Raw genomic sequence first — 21,851 nt, 5'->3', positions numbered from 1 at the left:
ATCCCGCTATTGCAGCTCAGCCACAGTTACGCCCGCGCCGCCTTCGTTATAATTCCCGAGCCGATAACTCTTCACATGCTTGTGCTTACGCAAATATTCCTGAATTCCTGTGCGCAGCACACCCGTACCTTTACCGTGAATGATGGCGATCTGGCCCAGATTACCTAAAAAGGCTTCATCGATAAAACGATCTGTCTCCATGATAGCTTCCTCCAGGTTAGTCCCGCGCAAATCCAGTTCACTGCGAATGTTCTCATCACGGGAACGTTTGACGGTTGTCGCATGGCGAAGGGCCGTTGGCGCAGCTGTTGCCTTCGAGGAGAGCAATTCCAAATCATCCAGCCTTACCTTCATCTTCATAATGCCAAACTGCACCAGCGCCTCTTTAGTACCGCTTAGCTCCACCACAAAGCCCTTTTGGTTCAAGCTGTCGACTTTCACTTCATCTCCAGGACCAATTGTACGTGGAGCCTTGGTAGTCTTGCGGGTAACAGCCTTCTTGCGCGGTGATGGCTCAGCTTCATCCAGACGTCGCCGCGCTTCAATCAGCTTATGCTCTTTAACTGAAGCTCCTTCTTCCATAGCCAAGCGGCGCAAATCACTGATAATTTCCTCAGCTTCCTTACGCGCTTTGTCCAGGATCGCGCTGGCGTCCTTCTCAGCCTTCTCGAGGCGTTTCTCACGCTGGCTTTCCAGCTTCTCAAGCTCTTGCTGTTGTCTGCTGCGCAGCTCCTCCACTTCGCGGCGGATGCCCTCTGCACGTTCATGCTCCTGTTCCGCTCCCAGCCGATTCTCTTCGAGAGAAGCAATCATATGCTCCACGCGCAGATCTTCTTCCTTCACTTCGCCGCGGGCATGCTCCAGAATCGCATGAGGCAGACCTAGACGCTCGGCAATCGCAAAGGCGTTACTTCGTCCGGGTACGCCGATCAATAAGCGATAGGTTGGGCTAAGGGTCTGGACATCAAATTCCATACTGGCATTGATGACTCCCTTACGCTCATAAGCGTATGCTTTCAGTTCGCTATAATGTGTTGTTGCGACCATCCGGCATTCGATCCGGTGAATATGCTCCAGAATGGCAATTGCCAGCGCAGAGCCTTCTGCCGGGTCGGTTCCAGCCCCCACCTCATCAAGCAGAATAAGGCTCTTAGGAGTCATTCTACGCAGAATGGAGATAATATTAGTCATATGACTAGAGAAGGTACTCAGACTTTGTTCAATGCTCTGTTCATCGCCAATATCAGCATAAATGGCATCAAACACACACATCTGGCTGCCTTCCTCTGCTGGAATAAACAAGCCGGACATCGACATTAAGCTCAACAAGCCGATGGTTTTGAGGGTAACGGTCTTACCACCGGTATTCGGTCCGGTTACGATAATTGAGCTGTATTGATTGCCCAGCTCCACGTCCAAAGGAACCACATGCTCCGCTGGAATAAGCGGATGCCGCCCTTTGCGCAGCTTAAGATAACCGCGGTCATTCATACGCGGCTGAGTAGCCTTCATATCACGAGCAAGACGCGCCTTGGAGAAGATGAAGTCCAGTTCTCCCAGAATATCAATATCGTAGGTCATTTCTTCCGCAATGTCGGCTACAAGTGCCGTCAGCCTGTGTAAAATGATCTCGATTTCCCGTTCCTCACGCAGCCGTGTTTCACGAAGTTTATTATTCATCGCCACAATAGACTCTGGCTCGATAAATAAAGTCGCTCCTGATCCAGACTGATCATGTACGATACCGCCGAAATGGGCACGGTACTCCGCTTTTACGGGAATAACAAACCGATCACCACGAATGGTCACCAGCTGATCCTGCAGCATTTTCGCTACAGAAGACGAACGAATCATCGAATCCAGCTTCTCACGAATTCTGGTCTCTCCTCCGCGCAATTCACGGCGAATGTTAGCCAGCTCAGAACTAGCTGTATCAAGTACATCAGCATTCTCGTCTATACATAAACGGATGGCATCTTCCACATGTTTTTGCTCCGATAAAACGTCGCTCAGTGAGAACAGGAGCTCAATCTTTTCTTCCTCATGCATAGCTGCCAGGAAACGTTTGACTCTGCGTGCGCCGCCAATGGTATTTCCAACGGCCAGCAGCTCAGTTGTTCCCAGCATTCCGCCGATAGAGGCACGTTTGAGTGCAGCTCGAATATCGCTTACCCCGCCGAACGAAGGAATGCCCTTCAGGCGATCCACATTAGCCGCTTCATCCGTGGCTTGAAGCAGCTTCTTCACACCTTCGAAATCGCCGGAGGGCCTTAGCTGCTCCGCAGCCAATCTTCCCATGGGGGTTTGCGTATATTGCATTAATTTATTTAAAATCTTGCGATATTCAAGCGTATGCAAAATTTTGTCGTCCAATTACAGTCACAGCTCCCTTCATAGATGTTTCCATTATACAGAATTCAGGTCAATTTCGCTATTTGGGTCTTATTTTTAAGCATAGAATCACGTAATAAGGTCACAATAAGAACTGCACATATCCTTAGCATGGGCCAAAGGAGGTTAGTACAGTGAATTTCTTAAGTCATGTTGGTCGTTTTGTGGTCGCAGCGCTTGTTCTGATGGTTGTTGGCTGGATTGTTCCACAGTTCACGGTTGGTGGGTTCTGGAGCGCTTTAATCCTTGCACTGGTGATTGCGCTACTCGGCTGGGTAGTCGAAGGAATCTTCGGCAAAAAAGCAACGCCTTTCGGTCGTGGTATCGTCGGCTTTATTGTCAGTGCGGTAGTAATCTGGGTCGCTCAATTCGTAGTCAGCGGAGTCAGCGTATCCATTCTGGGTGCCATCTTAGCAGCTCTTGTCATTGGGATTATCGACCTGTTTCTGCCGGTATCCACTCCATTTGAGGCCGCTAAGTAACAAAAGCTCTTCACAACACAGAACCCCCTATTCCGGTTCTTCTCCGGCAATAAGGGGTTCTGTGTTGTTTTTATGCAAAAGACACAATCTCCTCTTTATGACTCTCCGCACAGTTGACCACTCTGTTCTTGCCTTGCTTTTTAGCGGTATAGAGCGCTTTGTCTGTTTTACGAAAGAGAAGCTCTTTTCCATCCCCAAGCTGATAATCACAAATTCCAATGCTCACGGTGATCGGCTTGTTACCAGCCTGCAAATGTTCAATTTGAGCAATATTTTTCCGTAATTTCTCTACTGCTTCATAGGACTCCGAGAAACTTTTATCTGTAAAAATCACAGCGAACTCTTCCCCGCCATACCTAGCCGCAAAATCATTTAACTCAATCATGCCGCCTACCTTGTCCGCTATCACCTTAAGTACAAGGTCTCCAACCCTGTGTCCGTAGGTATCATTCACTTGCTTGAAGTTATCAATATCGAAAAGAGCCAGCTGTAGCTGAAGGTTGTTGCTTTCACATTGCTCCAATAATGAATCCAAATATTCATGAAAGGTTTTATGATTATAGAGTCCAGTGAGTGCGTCTATCTTCAGCAGCTTATCCGAAATAGCCCTCTCCACCATTAGATCTTGGCCCGCCTTGGTTAATCTTTCTAAATTAATACGCGCTTCACGAGCACGAATAATTACTGCAATAGCCATCAGCACAAATACCAAAAATACACACTCTACCATCAAGAATTCAAGCAGCGGTTTATGTAGGAATGGCCGTTCCAACCCAAAATATACCCCGGCATAAAACACAATACTAAATAACCCCATTATGTACAGGAGCTTACGATCAAAATAAATAAGAGCAACCATAATCGGCATCATAAGTGTCATCTGAGCACCGTCAACAAAAGGCTCTAATACAAAATACATAAGGTAGGACACTAAAAACCCGCAGCTAACCACCCCATATTTAGGGGACTGTTTACTATAACGCAGCCACAGCTCCGCAGTAATCATAAGGATCACAATTAGTAAATTACAGGCTATAAATAAATGCCATAGATTCGTATCCATGGTTGTTTTTATTTGGAGTCGGTCAATATTCGACAAAAACAGCAACTGTGAGATTAATAAAAGAATGACTACCATCCAATAGCCTTGTAAGATTCTACGGTGCCAAACCTCCGTACTTAGCGCATCATTAATACTTGTAATATGTATCCCCTACTTTTATACGTTAATGTAATAGCTTTCATTATAATAAATTTTAGTTATATTTTCATCATTTTTTTGCAATTTACGACAAAGTTTGAACAGTCTGCCTGTTCACATAGTTTTCACATTTCATCAAAGCGCTTACTTAAATTTTAAGTTATGATGTCTACATAATTGTCACATTTTCACTATGCTTGGACTTCTTGGGAGGGGATTTAGATTATTAAAAAATTTGCAATTCTACTTTCAATGGTGTTCGTTATAGCACTTACAGCCTGTGGGAACAACAATGATAGTGCTGCTGGCAATACTAACACATCGGAGCCGGAAATCGAGGCAGAAACAGAACTCATAATTACAGCTACAAATTACAGCTTTGATCAGGAAGAATATCATCTAAAAAAGGGTGTTCCCGTCAAAATCATTTTTAAAAATGATGACGGCAATCACGGTATCCTTATTCCAGAGTTCGAGCTGCAGCTTAATGAAAAAAAATCCTCAAAGGTGATCGTACCCGAGGAAGCTGGAACTTTCGAAATGACCTGCTCCATTATGTGTGGCTCCGGACATAGCGGAATGAGAGCTACAATCATCGTGGAATAGATTACACATAAACAGCCGATTATTAGGGATCCCCCTGAGATCGGCTGTTTTTTTAATTTGAGCTCATTAATAAAGAGAGCTGACCCGAAATAGATCTCTCTACTCATCAGGTCAGCTCTCTTACTTGCATCCGGCACTCAACTGTCTTGCTCGATCAGTTGAATCCATTCATTATATTCATTTTGTAGCTTGGCATATTCCTCTTTAAGGTTACGATGCTCATCTGTCAGCTTGTCAAGCTCTTCCTGACGCATTTCAAACTGGAGCTGCAACAAACGAAGCTGTCCTTGAACCATTTCATAGCTTTCACCAACTTCACCTAGCTGCTGAAGCACTTCGCTACGTTCACGATCAATAGCTTCCTGCTTCATTTCAGCCTCACCGGCTTCCTGCTGCCAAATGTCGATCTCCTCACGCAGCTTCGCTTCGAGATCCGTCCACTGCAGCTGCTGATCGGATAGTTCCTCGTACTTATGCTTCCAGGAAGCTCCGTACGCCTCTGCTTCCTTCAGCACTTCCTGTTGCTCAGCAACAGTAGCAGCAGCTTCACGACTAGCTTCAGATAACTCTTCTAAGCGTCGTGTTGCCTCTTCGCCTTCTTCCTGCAACAGTTGATATCTTTCCTGCAGGCGTTCTCCTTCTTGCAGTACATCGTCGTATTGAGCAATCAATTCCTCATAACGAACACGAAGCGCAGACAATTCCTTCTGAGCCTGCACACCTTGCTCCCGAAGTACCGCTGTTTCGCGTTCTGCATCTGTACGAAGCTGAACCTCCTGATCCAGCTGCTGTACTAATCCATCGGCTTGCCCACGTAGCGTGTCGATCTCTTTCTGGAGCAACACGGATTTCTCCTCAGACTCCAGCAGATTCATTTCCAGTTCACCAATATCTTCCATGCGTTTATCCGAAAGCTCCTGCCAGTTAGCCGCCTCTGCTGCTGATCCCGCAAGCTCTTCCTGAACACGGTGCAGATTTTCACTCGTCTCCTGTAGTGACGCTCTTAGCTCTGTAGCTTCATTCTGTGACTGTTGATAACGCTGGCGTAACTCTTCCAGCTCCTCATTCAACAGTGTGCCCAGCTCAGTAGCCGTGCGAAGCTCTTCACTGAGCTGTTCTTCACGTTTAACAATCGCTTCATATTGTCCAAGAAGCGTCTGTCTTGCATCTCGCTCACTCTTAAGACTGGCTTCAGCCGCACGTAATCTGGACTGAAGTTGCCCTGTCCCACCACGAAGCTCAGCCAGCTGTTTCTCCAGCTCTTGAATATTTTGCTTATGTCTATGCTCTTGAGTGCCTTGTGACTGCCGCAGTTCCTTATTCTTGGTTTGTTCCCGCTGCAGTGCTTCACGTTCTTCCGCCAGCTCTTTGCCCAACTTCGCTTTGGTACTCTCAAGCTCTTTACCTAAGGTCAACTTGGTATCCTCAAGCTCCTTACCCAGCGTCAATCTGGTATCTTCGAGTTCTTTACCTAATGTAGACTTGGTAACCTCAAGCTCTTCCTCCAGTGTTGACTTGGTCTCGGTCAGCTCAAGCTGCAGAGCAGACAGCGTATCTGCCTTCTCCTTGGTCAGCGTCTCCTGGATGTTCTCCAGCTCTTGCAGATGAGCAGCCTTCTGCTCCTCCAGCTGCTGCAAGCGGATGGCTTCCGCCTTCGCCAGTTCCTGCCGCTGGTGTTCACGACTAGCTGCCTGCTCTTCTTCGTAGCTTGTCCGCAGTGCTTGCAGCTCTATCTCACGCTCAAGCAATTCTTCTTCCAGCTTCTTGCGTGCAGCTTCCACAGCTTGCACTGCCTCCTGAAGCTGTTCCGCATGTACCTTGCGTTCATTCTCCTGAATCTCCAAATGCCGCTTACGTTCTTCCTCCGCAGCAGCAATCAGTCGCCCAGCCTCTTCTTTGGCCGCAGCTTCAAGTCGCTCGAATTCTTCTTGCCGCTCCCGCTGTACCTCCAGCAGGCGAGATACTTCCAATCGCAGTTCACTGCGTTCACCTGTCATCATGTTTAGTTCATTTTTGAAGTCCTGAACCTGAATAGCCTGCTCCGCCATATGTACAGCTGCAAGCACCGCTATACGCGGTGTGTCCAGTCTGGTGTGAGATTTAGAAATCGTGCGCATATGTTCATCAACATAACGGGCCACTTGTTTCATATATTCAGTACTGCTTCCGACGAGTTTATAGGAAGTTCCGTATATCTCCACGGCGACACGTGTCCGGTCCATAGCCACAGTTGTGCCCTCCTTTGTATGTGTGCGGATTCTAAGCTAGTTTCACTTCTTCTATTGTAGCTTTTTTGGTAAGCATTTGGCAAAATCCCTAATATTCAATAGATTATGGCTGATATTCTCCGCTTTGCACTCTACCTAGAAAAAGCCGCAGCGAATCTCAGTTTCTAAATGGATTCGCTGCGGCTTTACACAATTCCTGCTACTTTCTTAATTCTGCACCAAAAGTTTGTTGAAGAGATGCTAATACCTTCTCATGCACCTCTCCTACTTCCTCATCAGTCAGTGTATGTTCACTATGACGATACAGCAGTGAGATCGCGATGCTCTTCTTTCCATTCTCCAGCTTACCACCAGTATAAACGTCAAATACCTGTACGGACTGGAGCAAAGAACCTCCGTTATCGCGGATGGAAGCTAGCAGATCGCCCGCTGGTACAGCGGAATCCACGACCACAGCAATATCCCGCTCCATTCCTGGGAAACGCGGAAGCTCATTATATTGCAAACGGCTTTGCGCACTTTCATATAACGGCTGCAATAAAATTTCTGCCGCATAAGTATCCACCAGATCCAGCTGTCTTTGCAGATCCGGATGAATCTGTCCCATCGTTCCGATCTTCACACGACCCTCGTTTCCGAGTAAATATACCGACGCGGAACGCCCAGGATGATATCCTTCTGGACTATCTCCTACATAGACGATTTTATCGGTCAGCCCTAAATGAGCAAATACCGTTTCCAGCGCACCCTTCAAATCAAAGAAGTCCACAGGCTGTGCCGAAACATTCCATTGCTTCACTGTTAAGCTTCCGCTAAGCAGCAGCCCCAGCACCGGCAGTTCGCGTGGCTGACGAGTCAACTGTTCTTCATCCGTGAAGAAGACGTTGCCGATTTCAAACAATGCCAAGTCGCTTTGACGACGATTGGTATTGTAGCTGGCAATATCCAAGAGTTGTGGTAGAAGGCTGGTACGCAATACGCTGCGTTCTTCACTCATCGGCATAGCCAGCTTCACCGCTACTGCTCCTTCTGATAACTCAGGGAACATTGTGCTTTGTTGCGGCTGGATGAAGGAGTAACCCATCACCTCTTGGTAACCGCCATGTGACAATAGGCGACGCAGTTCACGACGGAGCGCTTGCTTGTGAGTTAGTGCTCCTGGCGTTGTAATTCCTTCAATTAGAGTCGTTGGAATATTGTCATACCCGTACAGGCGGGCAATTTCTTCAATAAGATCAACATCATAGCTGATATCGCCACGTCTGGTTGGGACTTGAACTTCAATCAGCCCTTGTGCGGTATCTCCACATTTGAAATGTAGACGGCCAAACAATGTCTTCACTTCCAACAAGGACAAATCCGTTCCCAGATAACGATTCAGTTTCTCTAAGGACAAGGTGAGAACCTTCTCTTGAACAGCGTCAGTTCCTGCTTGCACGATGCCTTCATGGACCGATCCGCCAGCATAACGTGCAATCAGTACGGCTGCACGGTTCAATGCAGGAATAACTGCACTTGGATCCACTTCCTTCTCGAAACGAAGGGAGGCTTCCGAGCGAAGTCCCAATTGACGCGAGGTTTTACGGATCGTTCCTCCATCAAACTTAGCAGATTCCAGAACAAGGTTTACCGTCTCAGCAGTAACCTCTGTATCCCGTCCACCCATTACTCCGGCCAGACCTACAGCTTTTACTCCATCAGCGATAACGAGCATTTGCGGCTCTAGCTTACGCTCTTGACCGTCAAGTGTAACCAAAACTTCACCTTCATGGGCAAGACGAACGCCGAGTTCTCCACCTTGTACTTTATCTGCATCAAAAGCATGCAGCGGCTGTCCATATTCCAGCATCACATAATTGGTAATGTCCACAATATTATTAATTGGACGAACCCCAGCAGCCATCAGACGATTCTGAATCCACAGCGGTGATGGTGCAGGTTTAACACCTGCAATATAACGAACTGCATAATGGCTGCAGTATTCTTCATCTTCAATCTTGACGGAAATGGAATCCGCAGCAGGACCACTGATCTCAATCATTTCGCTTTTTGGATCAGGTAATTTAACTTCACGCCCAAGAATTGCACTTACTTCATAAGCAGCACCAATCATGCTGAGGCAATCTGAACGGTTCGGAGTCAGATCGAATTCCAGAATCTCGTCATCTAAGCCGAGGACCTTGGAAATATCCTGACCAATCTCTGTCCCTTCAGGCAGCACAAGAATACCTTCTTGTTGCTCTTTTGGAAGCAATTTATCATTCAGTCCCAATTCTTTGGCCGAGCAGATCATTCCTTGCGACAGGACACCGCGCAGCTTGGCTTTTTTGATATCCAGTCCTGGCAGCTTAGCGCCAACCATTGCTACAGGTACAGTTTGACCTGCAGCTACATTTTTTGCGCCGCAAACGATTTGTAGCTCCTCATCTTGGCCCACATCCACGATACATACGTTCAGCTTGTCTGCATCAGGATGTTTTTCCTTTGATTTCACATAGCCGGTTACGATGCCGGAAATGCCTTTATTGCGGCGCTCTACGCCGTCAATCTCAATGCCGGCAGCGGTAATCTTCTCCGCTAGCTGTTCGGCGGTTACTCCTTCAATCGATGTATAATCAGCCAACCATCCGGTTGATACTTTCATATCCGCTCACTTCCTTTATGTTTCAGATGTATTTATTTCACTGTCGTTCGCGCTGCTTCCTGTGGGAGAACACTCCAAAGCCATTCTCCGCCACTATCAGCCAACGCGCCCACAAAAACTAAACGCCCTTGAATTGCTTCACAAAACTCATGTCATTACTATAGAAATGTCGGATGTCATCGATGCCGTATTTAAGCATCGCAATCCGCTCTACACCCATTCCGAAAGCGAAGCCGCTGTACTCAGCAGGATCATAGCCACCCATTTTCAGTACATTTGGATGCACCATACCTGCGCCAAGGATTTCTAACCATCCGCTTTGCTTGCATAGTCTGCAGCCATCGCCGCCACATTTGAAGCAGCTTACATCTACTTCAACACTTGGCTCAGTGAATGGGAAAAAGCTCGGACGAAGACGAATGCCTGTATTCGGTCCAAACATCTCCTGCACAAATTGTTGCAGGGTGCCCTTCAGATCACTCATTCGAATGTTACTTCCAATGACCAAACCTTCGATTTGGTGGAACTGGAAGGAATGCGTTGCATCATCATCATCACGGCGGAATACTTTACCCGGGCAGATGATTTTTACCGGAGCTTCACCGTTCATAGCCTGCATAGTACGAATCTGTACCGGCGAGGTTTGTGTGCGCATTAACAGGTCATCCGTTAAATAGAAAGAATCCTGCATATCACGTGCCGGGTGATTCTTAGGCAGATTTAGAGCTTCAAAGTTATAATAATCGGTCTCTACTTCCGGACCTTCAGCTACACGGTAGCCCATGCCGATAAAAATATCCTCAATCTCCTGTACGACTCTGCTAAGCGGGTGAATGCCCCCTTGCTGCATACGGCGACCCGGTAAGGTTACGTCTACTTTTTCAGCCTGCAGACGTTGCTGGGTTTCCTGCTCTTGAAAAGCCTCCTGCTTCGCGCCGATAATCTCCTCAATAGCACTGCGAACTTGATTCGCTACTTGCCCGATTACCGGACGTTCCTCAGCACTAAGTCCTCCCATACCGCGCAGAACCTCTGTAAGCTCACCTTTTTTACCGAGATACTTCACTCTTAGATCATTTAGTACCTGCGGATCCATAACCTCCTGCAGCTTAGCCAGCGCTTCAACCTTCAATGCTTCCAACTTCTCTTTCATGGCCGTGTACAGCCCCCTTCAATCATTGTCTAGTTCAACAAAAAAAGGCCTTTCCTCCCGGTAAGGGACGAAAAGACCGTGGTACCACCCTTGTTAGACAAGCTGATCTGTTCCCCTTAAGAGCTTCATTCCCTCTTTTGGCTGGACAGATACCTATCTCACTTTATACAGAAATAACGGTCTGTGACCGGTATCCCCTACCCTTCCCTATTAGACAACTTAAGGAATTCAGGGAACTGCTCCGGAGTGAACTTCGACAGCTCTGCTTCTTAGAAACGCTCTCAATCCGCGGCGTCTCCTCCCTGTAAGTCAGGCACTGTGTACTCTTCTCCATCACTGCATTTCACAATTCATGCTAATTGTCAGGTATCTCTTTACTACAAGAGATATGTCTCTTTATTATATGCAAAATCTGTCGTTTTGACAAGCTGGACAAAATTAGGCTAATTTTTATCTTCTTTTAAGCTGGCTTTAAGCTTCAGAGCCATTTTTCCAACTTTTTTTCAGCTAACATTCAGCGGAGCTTGATAATTTCCATTACTAGGAAGGCTTGCTTATCCACTCGGGTGCACCTTCGCAGACTATTAACTATCCTATTGGGAGGAAATCAAATGCATGTACGGAGAATAAAAGTAGCCGCGGTGCTGCTAAGCACAGCTGTACTTAGCCAATCTGCAGCGTATGGAGCTCATACCGCTTGGGCCGGGACTACATCCACCAAAATAGCAACAACAGCTTCCGTATCCGCTCTGGATAAACTAGGCTCCATAGCCTTGAAGACTAACATCAGCGCAAAGCTGACGGATGTCAGCTTATTAACTCAGGATGGCGGAAATATTCTTACATACACACTCAGCTACTCTAATGGAAGCAACGCTAGCCTCAATCTGGTGGACTTTTTCTCCAAAGTAACTACTAGCGGCGGTACAGTTATTCAAGGAAGCCCTATTACCAGCAGTGCAACCATCAAATCCATTGCCGCGAAAAGCAGTCAATCTATCACCTACTATGTAAACATCGGCAAATCCACCTCTTTAAACGGGGTCAAAATTTCATTGTACGGATGGGACTTCAACACCACCGATTATCAAAAAAAGCTAGGGAACTTCACCGTACCAACAGGATATTCACAAGCTGTCGCCAGAGGGCAGAGTAAAAAGATCACCCTAAACAATCTCCCTGTAACCACCAAGGCAGAGAGCCTGCAAATTTATAAATATAACGGTAAGGTCTATGCCAAGGTTGGCGTTAGCTTCACTAATCAAGGAACCAAGGTACTCAGTGATACTGGACTTAAAGGATACCTCGCTTCCGCTGGAGGATCTGTATTTGAACTCGCACTTGATGACACCAGCACCAGCTATAAAGTACAGCCTCAGGAAAAGAAGACGATCTACTATTTGACGGAAATCCCTTCTTATATGAAGACAGACAACATGGCGCTGCAATTTGCCGGAGAAGATGCCTCATTAAAAATAGCTTTGCCGGTTGTCGCCTACAATCTCCCCGCTGCAACAACACCGGATCTTGTCGTAGCCAGCAATGTCACGAAGAAGCTTACAATCAGCAATAATACAGTCGAAACACAGTTGAAAACGGCTAACGTCTATGCTGACAATGGCAACGCAAAGTGGACACTACAGTTCCGCATCAAAAATAGCGGCAACAAAGCGGTGAATGTGCCTGCCTATGAACTTGCTATTAAAGCCGCTGAAGGGTATAGCTTTCCGGTGGATACGAAGGATTTTGCCAGCCTAACATTGAAACCGCTTGAAGAAAAGATTATTGAACTCAGCGCAGATGTACCACTCACACTCAATCAAGGAACATTGCAGCTGCAAATGACTGAGCCGGCTGCTGAAGGCAAGATCATTTTTCCTACCGCCTATTATCAGATCCCTTACACGCTGCAAACTAACAATTGGCAGGACACGGAATACCCCATTGAGAACAGTCACGGTACATTTGTTGTCAAAATTGCAAACATTCAAAGACTCCCTTGGTCCGACAAAGACCAGATCGTAGCTAAAATCAACATCCGCAACACTAAATCAACCTCTGTTCAGCTTCCTGCGCTTACAAGTGTCGTCAAAGCTGGAGAAAGTGACATCAGCAGCACTTCCCAGGTTGTCTCAGAAAGTACGCAAACCATCCTCGGTCCAAATGAATCGGCTGCTGTGTATGTCGTAGCCAATGTTCCTTATAGCTATACTTTCAATCAATTAAAAATCACCCTGCAAGAAACTTCAGGTGAAAGTAAGCTTAACTTCCTTTCTCTAAGTACTACCCAACTGGACAGCCGGGTACAGAGTGTTGCAGCTGAAAATTCTTTCCATCTTGAGCTTGAAGGTAAAAAAGCGGAATTACTTGTACGCCGGACCCTCGTGTACCCAGGTACAGATTCAAATCTCTTGTACACAGAACTAGAAATGAACAGTGAGGAATCGCGTAAATCCGAACAGGCTCAACTCGTAGCCTATTACAAAACACAAGACAATCAATATTATGAAGCCGAAGTCACCCAGTCCAAAACCTCCACCAGTCCTAACGGAAAAAGTCTGGTCACCCTCTGGAGTAAGCTCCCTCTCGGTATAGATCCAGCGAACCTTGTCCTATACATCGGGGAGGGTGTTTCTGAAGGCAAGCTTACCGCTCCTGGCGGTCAATCGACGGGTTATATCAATACGGTATCACTTGGACTGAACCAGCTGGGAGTGGAGCCCAAAGGCAATCTTTTGAACGTGGAAATGTTTCCTTATACCCTATCCGTTACAAATGCAGTCGCCACCGTCACCGCTGGTAAAGATACGCTCAGCACTGCACTAACCTACAACATGTCAGCCAGCACGCTTTATGAATCAGGCACCTACGAGCACAAACTGGTGTTGGAGCTGATTGACCCCTTAGGACAAAGCATGGAAAAAACATTAACACTTGGCACAGATCTACAATTAGGTAACTTCAAGTCGTACACCACAACCTTCACAAGCAGCCTGTACAAAACACTGGGTGGCGGCGCAATCCGGTTGAATCTATACGACGAATTCCAAGGCCATCGAAATCTGTTGGGAACACAAACCTATGTTGTCACTTATCAGGCGGCAGCAACGACTTCGAACAGCAACTCTACTTCTGGCACAGATCCAGACACCAGCAATACATCCGGCAATTAATATGATGAGCTATGGAGGATAGAAATGAAGAAGAAAAAAATAGTGTTCTGGACTCTTGGAGTAGTAGTTGTAGCCACAGCAGGAATGCTGGTTTATACATTGTTACCTGATAAGAACAGTCAAGCCGCTGAAGTGCCTATTAATACAGCTACCGTTACAAAGGGCGATATCGTAGTTAGTGTATCCGGAGCCGGCTCCGTGATTGCTACAGAAACTGGTAAAGTAAAAACGAAGGACAGCGGGACGGCAGCTGAGGTTCTTGTCAAAGAGGGCGATCTCGTGAAAAAAGGCCAGACTTTGATTACCTTTGAAGGCAATGATCTGAGTGACAATCTCAAGCAGGAGCAAACTTCACTTGCCTCGCTTGAGACCGATCTTGAGGACAAGCAGGAGCAATATAAGAAGCTGGCCGTGGCAGGTGCATCAGAAGATGAGCTAGGCAATGCCAAACGTTCGATTGAAAAGGCCAAAACCGACATTTCGGCGCAACAGGAAAAAATAGCTTCTATCCAAGAAGATATGCTTCCTCCTGATCCGTTAACGGCTCCTATTGATGGAACTGTAACGACAGTTAATATTGCAAGCGGCGAAAAAGCCATGGACGGCTCTGAACTCATCGACATTACCGATTATGCTAATTTAAGTGTAGTTGTGCAGGTGGATGAGCTTGATATTCCTACTGTAAAGCTAGGGATGCCTGCCACTATTTCATTGGATGCTCTGCCTGATACGGAATTCAAGGGAACGGTTACGAAAATAGCTAATGAGGGCACCGCCTCAAACGGTGTTTCCCTCTTCGATGTTACCATAGGTCTAACAAGCTCCGAAGGTGCTCTTGTTGGAATGTCTGCGGAAGTTTCAGTAACCACTGCTGAGAAAAAGGATGTATTAACAGTACCTATTGAAGCTGTACAAGAAAGAAACGGAAAATACACAGTTTCTATTCCTCTAGCAGCGGGTTCAGTCACAACTTCCAAAACTGCTGGCGAGGGCCAAGTACCAATGCCTAGCGGTGCCCCTGACGCTCGCGACGGCGCTATGCCCAGCGGGGCTCCTGACGCTAGCGACGGCGCTATGCCCAGCGGGGCTCCTGACGCTAGCGACGGCGCTATGCCCAGCGGGGCTCCTGATGCTCGCGGCGGCGCTATGCCCAGCGGGGCTCCTGACGCTCGCAGCGGCGCTGCCGGTGGAAGAAATCGCGGCAATAGCTCAGGACAGATGGTCACTGTCGAAGTGGGTCTCCATGATGAGAGCAGCATTGAAATTGTCAGCGGACTCCATGAAGGGGACCAGGTGATCATCCCTACCGTAATCTCTACGAAAACCGGAACAACCAGCACGGAAACGGAAACTAGAGGTGGTATGGGCGGTATGGGTGGCGCTGGCTTCGGCGGCAGTGGCTTTAGTGGGGGTGGCGGCTTCACCGGAGGTGGCGCTGGTGGTATGGGCAGCGCACCAGGTGGTGGCGGAGGTGGCGGCAGATGAGTGCTTCAGCACCTCTGATCGAAGTTCACGACATGTCCCACGGCTACACAATGGCCGGAGAAACCATGACGGTCTTAAATAGCCTTTCCTTTACAATTGATCTGGGGGAGTTCGTAGCTATTATTGGTCCCTCCGGTTCTGGTAAATCAACACTCATGAATATGCTTGGTTGCCTCGATATCTCCGATGAAGGAAGTTATCTTCTAGATGGACAAGAGGTTCGCAAGTTATCCGACAATAAGCTCGCAACGATCCGCAATGAGAAGATCGGCTTTATCTTTCAAAATTTCAACCTGCTCCCCAAGCTGTCAGCCATTGAAAATGTGGAGCTGCCATTGATTTATCGTGGCCTCTCCCATCGGGAAAGAAGACAACTAGCACAGGAAGCACTCATTAAAGTAGGGCTGGAGGATCGGATGCATCACCGCCCTTCTGAGCTTTCGGGAGGACAGCAACAGCGAGTAGCGATTGCCCGGGCTATGGCGGGATCCCCCCCTATTCTACTTGCCGATGAACCAACCGGGGCACTGGATACACGGACGGGACAGGAAGTCATGCAAATGATACGTGAGTTAAATAAGCAAGGACATACCATCATCCTTATCACACATGATCTGGAAATAGCTAAACAAGCGGAGCGGATTATTCGTATTCAGGATGGCAACCTCGTGGAAGATCGGAGGAATGCGGGGTGAAATTGTACCAAAGCATGCGAATGGCCCTGAAGAGCATCAACAGCAGTAAGGTTAGAGCTTTTTTAACGATGCTTGGGATTATTATTGGAGTCTCTTCGGTCATCATTCTTGTTTCTGTTGGGCAAGGAACTACTTCACAGATCACAGAGCAGCTAAACGGACTAGGCACAAACCAACTCACTGTAAACATTACTGGCCGTGGGGCGACTACCTCTCTCACCTATGAGGAAGCCCTTGCTCTAGGGGATATAGAGGGTATAGCAAATGTAGCTCCTGTGATCAGCGGCAATGCTACAGCCAAGAATAAAACAGACAACGTTAGTGTAACTGTAGAAGGAATCACCCCCTCTTATGAGGAGGTAAAGGATTTTCATGTACAGGCAGGCCGCTTCTTGCTTGATATTGATAACGAATACCGGCAAAAGGTAGCGTTGATCGGTTCAGGTACGGCCGAAGATTTATTCGGTACAGACAATCCTGTAGGGCAGAAGGTCCAGTTAAACGGAATTAGCTATAAAATCGTTGGGCTTTTAGAAACAAAAGGCTCCAGTCTAAGTGGTTCCAACGACGATATCATACTAATTCCTATAAGCACTGCAGAACGCCAATTAAAAAGTAAAGGCGTCCGTTCCATCACCATTAAGACAACTTCAGCAGATACTGTAGCAGCTGCAAAAGAAAAACTGGAAAGTACGCTTGATGCTAAATTCAATTATGCGGATAATGCTTTTAGTGTGTTTGATTCTCAGGAAATGCTGGAAACTGTCAATTCCACAACAGATACACTTTCCATGGCGCTTGCAGGCATAGCAGGCATCTCACTTTTTGTCGGCGGCATCGGAATCATGAACATCATGATCGTATCTGTCAATGAAAGAACACGTGAGATTGGTATCCGTAAAGCAATTGGTGCCAAAAAATTCGATATCCTCGCTCAATTCATGATTGAATCCATCGTGCTCAGCGGTTTGGGTGGGGTGCTTGGGGTCGGCATTGGTATCGCGGGCAGTTGGCTGCTGGGTAAATACTCAGCACTTACAGTTTCCATTGCTTGGGATATGGTACTGATTTCTTTTATTTTCTCCTTACTCATCGGCGTGATTTTTGGAATGATGCCTGCGAACAAAGCCGCACGACTTCGCCCCATTCACGCACTGCGTAACGAATAATGAATGATTAGCTGTCCTATAGTCATTAAGATGACTAAGGGCAGTTTTTTTCAGCAGCTGTAAAAGGTATCATTTATGCTCGAGTTGGGTAATAGGAACCATCGGTTTGAATATAGATAATTCAATAGGCCCATACACTAAACTTTAAATTTTGTCATTTTGATTATTATCTGAGTAAAGATTGCTCTATAAGCAGCACGTCCTATATACTTGATATACTAGAAACTACCATTTACTCACACGTACACTTTCCTATGTTTTCCCACTATGTATACAACACCTCTTTTATCCCAAAAGCACCTTCAAACATCAGTGAATGAATTAAATTACGCCTGACCATAGATTGCGTTCTGCAGGTTCTACTTAAGCAGCAATAGATTTTCTTAATCATCTTATACAGGGAGAAGATGACTGTGGCAGGATTCTTTGAGTTCAAGGTAACACGCAAACTATTCTATGTCTTCGCTGCAATCTCCGTCCTTCTGGTTGGGATCAGCGTCGCCTCGCTACTCTATTTAAATTACACGATTAATAGATTGTCAGATTCTCTTTATGATGATATATATCAGAACTCTAAGCTCATACTGAGCGCGGATCGTGATCTGCATCAAGCCGCTGTAGCCTTGCAAATCGCAATGGGTCCAAACCTAACAGCCGCAGAAGGTGAACAGTTCACTAAGGAGTTTATAGATAATAATCTTCAAGCGCAGGAACGAATAAGTGTAGCAAGATCTAATATCAACGCTATAAAAAACCCTTACAGTGATATGAAACAAAGTGGAATTATCCTTTCCGAATTAAAAAACGAGCTCAGCTCCTTCGAAACTACCATTATCAAATGGAAAAATTCAGGGTATACGCTAATAACAGAACGGACGAAGAGCAGCTGGAACCCAGATTCATATTCTGCGCTCACCCTAAACTCGCAATTCAATGAAGCTAGGGCACATCTCGATCAAGCAGAGGACTTGATTGGCAACTACGCCTTGCAAGTAACGGATGGATTTGGAGATAAAAAAAGCGCTTTGTTCTCTCTTTATTCACTTCTCTTATTTGTGTTTCTCCTAGTTATTATTTACCTTGGACGCAAAATCATCTGGCTCCAGAATGAAATGCTGGAAGAACAAACACTTTATCAGCTTATCGGTGAAACCATGTCTGATTTCATTATTTTGACGGATCCCAACGGGTTGATTCTATATGCTTCTCCCTCACACTCCAGTATTCTAGGCTATGTGCCTAAAAAAGGAGATCCGTTATCCAACTACATACGTGAACCGGAAATTGCCTGGGCTAAATTAAAAAGTGTTGTTCAGGGAACTCCGCGCATTTCTGAACTGCGCATGCGCGGAGCAGAAGGTCAGTGGGTATGGCTTGAAACTAAGGTGTCACCTGTTCTCGGCAGCCGTAAATTTCCAGCACAATTTATGCTGTTATCTCGGGAAATTACCCAGCGAAAACAATACGAAGAACGACTACATAAGCTAGCCTTCTATGACCATTTAACAGCGATTCCCAACAGGGCTCATTTCAAAATGTATATGGAGAACCTTATCACCCAACCCGAAGGACGGAGGCAAAATATTGCGCTTGCCCTGCTGGACTGTGATAGATTCAAGCAGCTAAATGATACCTTAGGCCATCTGGCTGGAGACGAATTTCTTCAGCTGCTCTCCCGTGAACTTCAGCATACGGTTAAAGGAATAGGTCAGGCCTTCCGGATCGGCGGAGATGAGTTCGCAGTTGTACTGCATCGATTCACTTCTCCAGAGATGCTTGATGAAACACTGCAGCGGTTACTTAAACTGTTCAACAAGTCTTGGTCTGTTGATAACGGGTCCAGCTTCCACACCTCCGCGAGTATCGGAGTCGCTTTATTTCCTGAACACGGTAGCAGTATTAATGAACTGCTGCGTGCCGCCGATTTGGCGATGTATCGCTCCAAAGACCATGGTGGCAATAAAGCCAATCTCTACTACGAGCTTGTGGACGAAGGTTTAGCTAACCAGACCATTGTAAAACCATAAGAGCAAATAAAAAGCTGTCTCAGGAAAAATCAACCCTGAAACAGCTTTTTTTGTATGGCCTCTAACTGCTTAACCGAAGATGATCTTCTGAAATTTCGTCAATCTCCTGATCACGATCCCGAACTAAGACCTTGGTTAACTCTCCATTCGTAGAACAATCAATGAAACGGTCTCCGTCCCCATCTTTTTCTTCCCAATCATTAAGCCGCAAAATATATCCGATAGTTTGGGTATCTGGCAGCACTTCGATGCGGGCTACTGCACGCCCGTTCTCCATATAACGGAAATCGCATTGTCCATCCTGGATTCCTGTATCCCAAACCCAAAGATTCCAGCCTTGGTAATTCTGATCTGGGCGTTCATAGTGTATTTCGATAATTTTAGAGCGTGGGGCTGGCTCACCACATTCATCATAAAGGACCATCATCGACAACCCTTCCACCTCTACCTCATTGCCTTCGATTCTGCGGATGGCTTCTATCCCGGCACGGGTATGGTCTACTACTACGTTCCAACTATCAGCAACCTCAGGAAGTGATACCGACATCCGGTCATTATTAGCATTGAAGACAACGGTAATATTGTTCCAGAGATCGCCTCCTGCATGGCTTCTAAGCAGATACGATACTATTCCGCCATCACAACGCAGAAATTCTAAGGAGCGTTCAATTTCCTGGCGGCCATGCAGACGAAATGCCGGATGTGTACGCCGCAGCTCGATCAGGCCTTTATAATATTGAAATACGGGCTTAAATGCGCTTTTCATATTCCAGCGGATCGAGTTGACCGCATCACCGCTGCGGTAGCTGTTATGATCTCCAAATTTACTGCGCAGGAGCTCATCTCCTGCATGCAGGAAAGGAATCCCCTGCGAGGTCAGAATCATTCCGTTAGCAAGCAAGGATCGACGTACAGTTTCATTACCGAGAATATTCTCCTGATCTACATTCACGTATGGATTGGCAAGGGCCACTGCCTCTTCCAGATCTTCGTTATCCATGTTAGCGATTACCGGAAAATCAGCTTCCTGACTCCCTCCTTGAACGATAAGCATCTTATCCCATAAATTCAAATTATCATGGGCAGTTACATAGTTCACCGATTCCACAGGCGAGTCCGTAAACTCATGAATTGCTCCTTTAATTCCGGCTGCAATAGCACCTTCTTTGCCGTATTCGCCTGTCACGAACCCTCTTCCGAAGCCATCACTATCCCCTTTGATTGCTGAACGGAAGTTATCGTTGAAGACAGCATAGCCCTTGCCCCGTTGTACACCTTTTAGCGTTTTAGTGGCCAGCGGAGAATCTCCACCCGTCCAAGGTTCACCGTAAAGCAACAGATTCGGATTCACTTCTAGCCGAAGCTCTTCGGTAATCTCCCGCATGGTAACACTGTCCATCAGTCCCATTAGATCAAACCGGAAACCATCAATATGATATTCCGAAGCCCAATAAGATAAGGAGTCCTTAATAAATTTACGGACCATCGGACGTTCTGTAGCCAGCTCATTGCCAACCCCGGAGCCATTCGACAAACGTCCCGTAAAATCGCGGCGATAGAAATAATCTGGGACAAGCGGCTCAAAGGGGCCATTCTCCACAGCATACGTATGGTTGTAAACGACATCCATAATTACCGCGATCCCGCGGCTGTGTAAGGCCTGCACCATCTCTTTAAATTCACGAATCCGCAAGCCAGGATTGGCAGGATCGGTGCTGTAAGATCCTTCAGGTACATTATAATGCTGGGGATCATACCCCCAATTGTAGTCCACATTAGCTATGGAGGAACCCCGATTGACCACCTTCAGCTCATCCACGGTCTGAAAATCAAATACCGGCATCAGATGTACATGGGTAATCCCTAATTCAGCCAGATGATCAATCCCCACTGTATTTCCTGCCGAATCCTTTAATCCAAATTCGGTAAATGCTTTGAATTTACCCTTATAATGCATACCTGAGCTCTCATGTGAGGAGAAGTCACGAACATGCAGTTCATAAATCACTGCGTCGGCAGGATGCTGTAACGGAGGCGCTACATCCTGATCCCAATGTTCTGGATTCGTATCCTGCAAATTAACGATTGCTGATCTTAAACCATTTGCAGATACCGCTGTTGCATAAGGATCTACTGCTTCCGTCACATTGCCATCTGCAAAAACAGCACGGTACATATAATATTTCCCTTTTAGATCACCTGATAACTTGGTCTGCCAGACTCCACCATTACTACGCTGCATATATACAATACGTCCATTGTCCATAGCACTCTTAGGTGACTCAGTATTCAGTTGATGCCCACCTGTTTCGTACAGTACTAGGGACACAGCAAGTGCCGTAGGTGCCCAGACTTTAAATACACTGTACTCCGTTGAATACGTCAAGCCTAAATCCTTGCCCTCGTAGACTTCCATCATCAATTCTGCATTTATATAATTTTTACTCATGAATTAACACCATCCTATGGCTCCCCACCTAACCCTGTGGGGTTGCTTATAAGTCCATATATTACCAATTCATTTCATATTAATACTTGCACAGCGCTGCAAGTCGGCAAATGGAGTATAAACTTTCTATGGATCCTTACTATTATAT

General features: G+C 46.5%; 13 protein-coding genes and 1 other annotated feature. Of the genes, 7 read left to right on the top strand and 6 right to left on the bottom strand.

Annotated features, from left to right (window positions below):
- Positions 1–6: 6 nt before the first annotated feature.
- Positions 7–2,373, bottom strand: coding sequence for an endonuclease MutS2 (locus tag MHH46_RS08460; protein WP_076126396.1), 2,367 nt, complete (start codon positions 2,371–2,373; stop codon positions 7–9).
- Positions 2,374–2,525: 152 nt separating this feature from the next.
- Between MHH46_RS08460 and MHH46_RS08455 the strand changes: the two genes are divergently transcribed.
- Complete coding sequence (locus tag MHH46_RS08455; RefSeq protein ID WP_036683548.1) at positions 2,526–2,873, top strand: phage holin family protein; 348 nt, start codon at positions 2,526–2,528, stop codon at positions 2,871–2,873.
- Between the two features lie 70 nt (positions 2,874–2,943).
- Here the strand turns inward: MHH46_RS08455 and MHH46_RS08450 are convergent, their stop codons facing one another.
- Positions 2,944–3,936: a GGDEF domain-containing protein gene (locus tag MHH46_RS08450; RefSeq protein WP_405132589.1), complete on the bottom strand. Its 993-nt coding sequence runs from the start codon at positions 3,934–3,936 to the stop codon at positions 2,944–2,946.
- 390 nt (positions 3,937–4,326) lie between these two features.
- Here MHH46_RS08450 and MHH46_RS08445 point away from each other — a divergent pair, with 390 nt between their 5' ends.
- Positions 4,327–4,680 (top strand): cupredoxin domain-containing protein, encoded by a 354-nt coding sequence (locus MHH46_RS08445; RefSeq protein ID WP_254847636.1) that lies wholly within the window; start codon positions 4,327–4,329, stop codon positions 4,678–4,680.
- Positions 4,681–4,817: 137 nt separating this feature from the next.
- Here the strand turns inward: MHH46_RS08445 and MHH46_RS08440 are convergent, their stop codons facing one another.
- From MHH46_RS08440 to pheS, 3 genes are all read right to left on the bottom strand, one after another.
- The gene (locus tag MHH46_RS08440) at positions 4,818–6,908 is read right to left on the bottom strand and encodes a cell division protein ZapA (RefSeq protein WP_076192831.1); all 2,091 of its coding nucleotides are present in this window, start codon (positions 6,906–6,908) and stop codon (positions 4,818–4,820) included.
- Between the two features lie 199 nt (positions 6,909–7,107).
- Positions 7,108–9,552, bottom strand: a complete 2,445-nt coding sequence (gene pheT / locus MHH46_RS08435) for a phenylalanine--tRNA ligase subunit beta (protein WP_076126389.1) — start codon at positions 9,550–9,552, stop codon at positions 7,108–7,110.
- A 118-nt stretch (positions 9,553–9,670) separates the two neighbouring features.
- Positions 9,671–10,705, bottom strand: a complete 1,035-nt coding sequence (pheS, locus tag MHH46_RS08430) for a phenylalanine--tRNA ligase subunit alpha (RefSeq protein WP_076126387.1) — start codon at positions 10,703–10,705, stop codon at positions 9,671–9,673.
- Positions 10,706–10,765: 60 nt separating this feature from the next.
- Positions 10,766–11,051, bottom strand: a binding site (T-box leader).
- A 265-nt stretch (positions 11,052–11,316) separates the two neighbouring features.
- Between pheS and MHH46_RS08425 the strand changes: the two genes are divergently transcribed.
- The 5 genes from MHH46_RS08425 to MHH46_RS08405 all read left to right on the top strand — a co-directional run bounded on the left by MHH46_RS08425 (position 11,317) and on the right by MHH46_RS08405 (position 19,254).
- A complete protein-coding gene (locus tag MHH46_RS08425) occupies positions 11,317–13,878 on the top strand; it encodes a hypothetical protein (protein WP_076192833.1) in 2,562 nt (853 codons plus the stop codon).
- A 24-nt stretch (positions 13,879–13,902) separates the two neighbouring features.
- Positions 13,903–15,363: an efflux RND transporter periplasmic adaptor subunit gene (locus MHH46_RS08420; protein WP_076192835.1), complete on the top strand. Its 1,461-nt coding sequence runs from the start codon at positions 13,903–13,905 to the stop codon at positions 15,361–15,363.
- On the top strand, positions 15,360–16,058 hold the full coding sequence (locus MHH46_RS08415) for an ABC transporter ATP-binding protein (RefSeq protein ID WP_076126381.1): 699 nt from the start codon (positions 15,360–15,362) through the stop codon (positions 16,056–16,058). The genes MHH46_RS08420 and MHH46_RS08415 overlap by 4 nt, the downstream gene beginning before the upstream one ends.
- Positions 16,055–17,227 carry an ABC transporter permease gene (locus MHH46_RS08410; RefSeq protein ID WP_139330124.1) on the top strand — a complete coding sequence of 391 codons (1,173 nt, stop codon included), beginning with the start codon at positions 16,055–16,057 and terminating at the stop codon, positions 17,225–17,227. The genes MHH46_RS08415 and MHH46_RS08410 overlap by 4 nt, the downstream gene beginning before the upstream one ends.
- 413 nt (positions 17,228–17,640) lie before the next feature.
- Complete coding sequence (locus tag MHH46_RS08405; protein ID WP_076192837.1) at positions 17,641–19,254, top strand: sensor domain-containing diguanylate cyclase; 1,614 nt, start codon at positions 17,641–17,643, stop codon at positions 19,252–19,254.
- A 61-nt stretch (positions 19,255–19,315) separates the two neighbouring features.
- Here the strand turns inward: MHH46_RS08405 and pulA are convergent, their stop codons facing one another.
- The gene (gene pulA, locus MHH46_RS08400; protein WP_076192839.1) at positions 19,316–21,703 is read right to left on the bottom strand and encodes a type I pullulanase; all 2,388 of its coding nucleotides are present in this window, start codon (positions 21,701–21,703) and stop codon (positions 19,316–19,318) included.
- Positions 21,704–21,851: the final 148 nt, after the last annotated feature.

The organism is Paenibacillus sp. FSL H8-0175 (assembly GCF_045040615.1).
In the GTDB taxonomy this organism is placed as follows: Bacteria; Bacillota; Bacilli; order Paenibacillales; family Paenibacillaceae; genus Paenibacillus_AQ; species Paenibacillus_AQ odorifer.
Note: the sequence above shows the minus strand (reverse complement) of the source record. Positions and strands in the feature narration are given on the sequence as shown.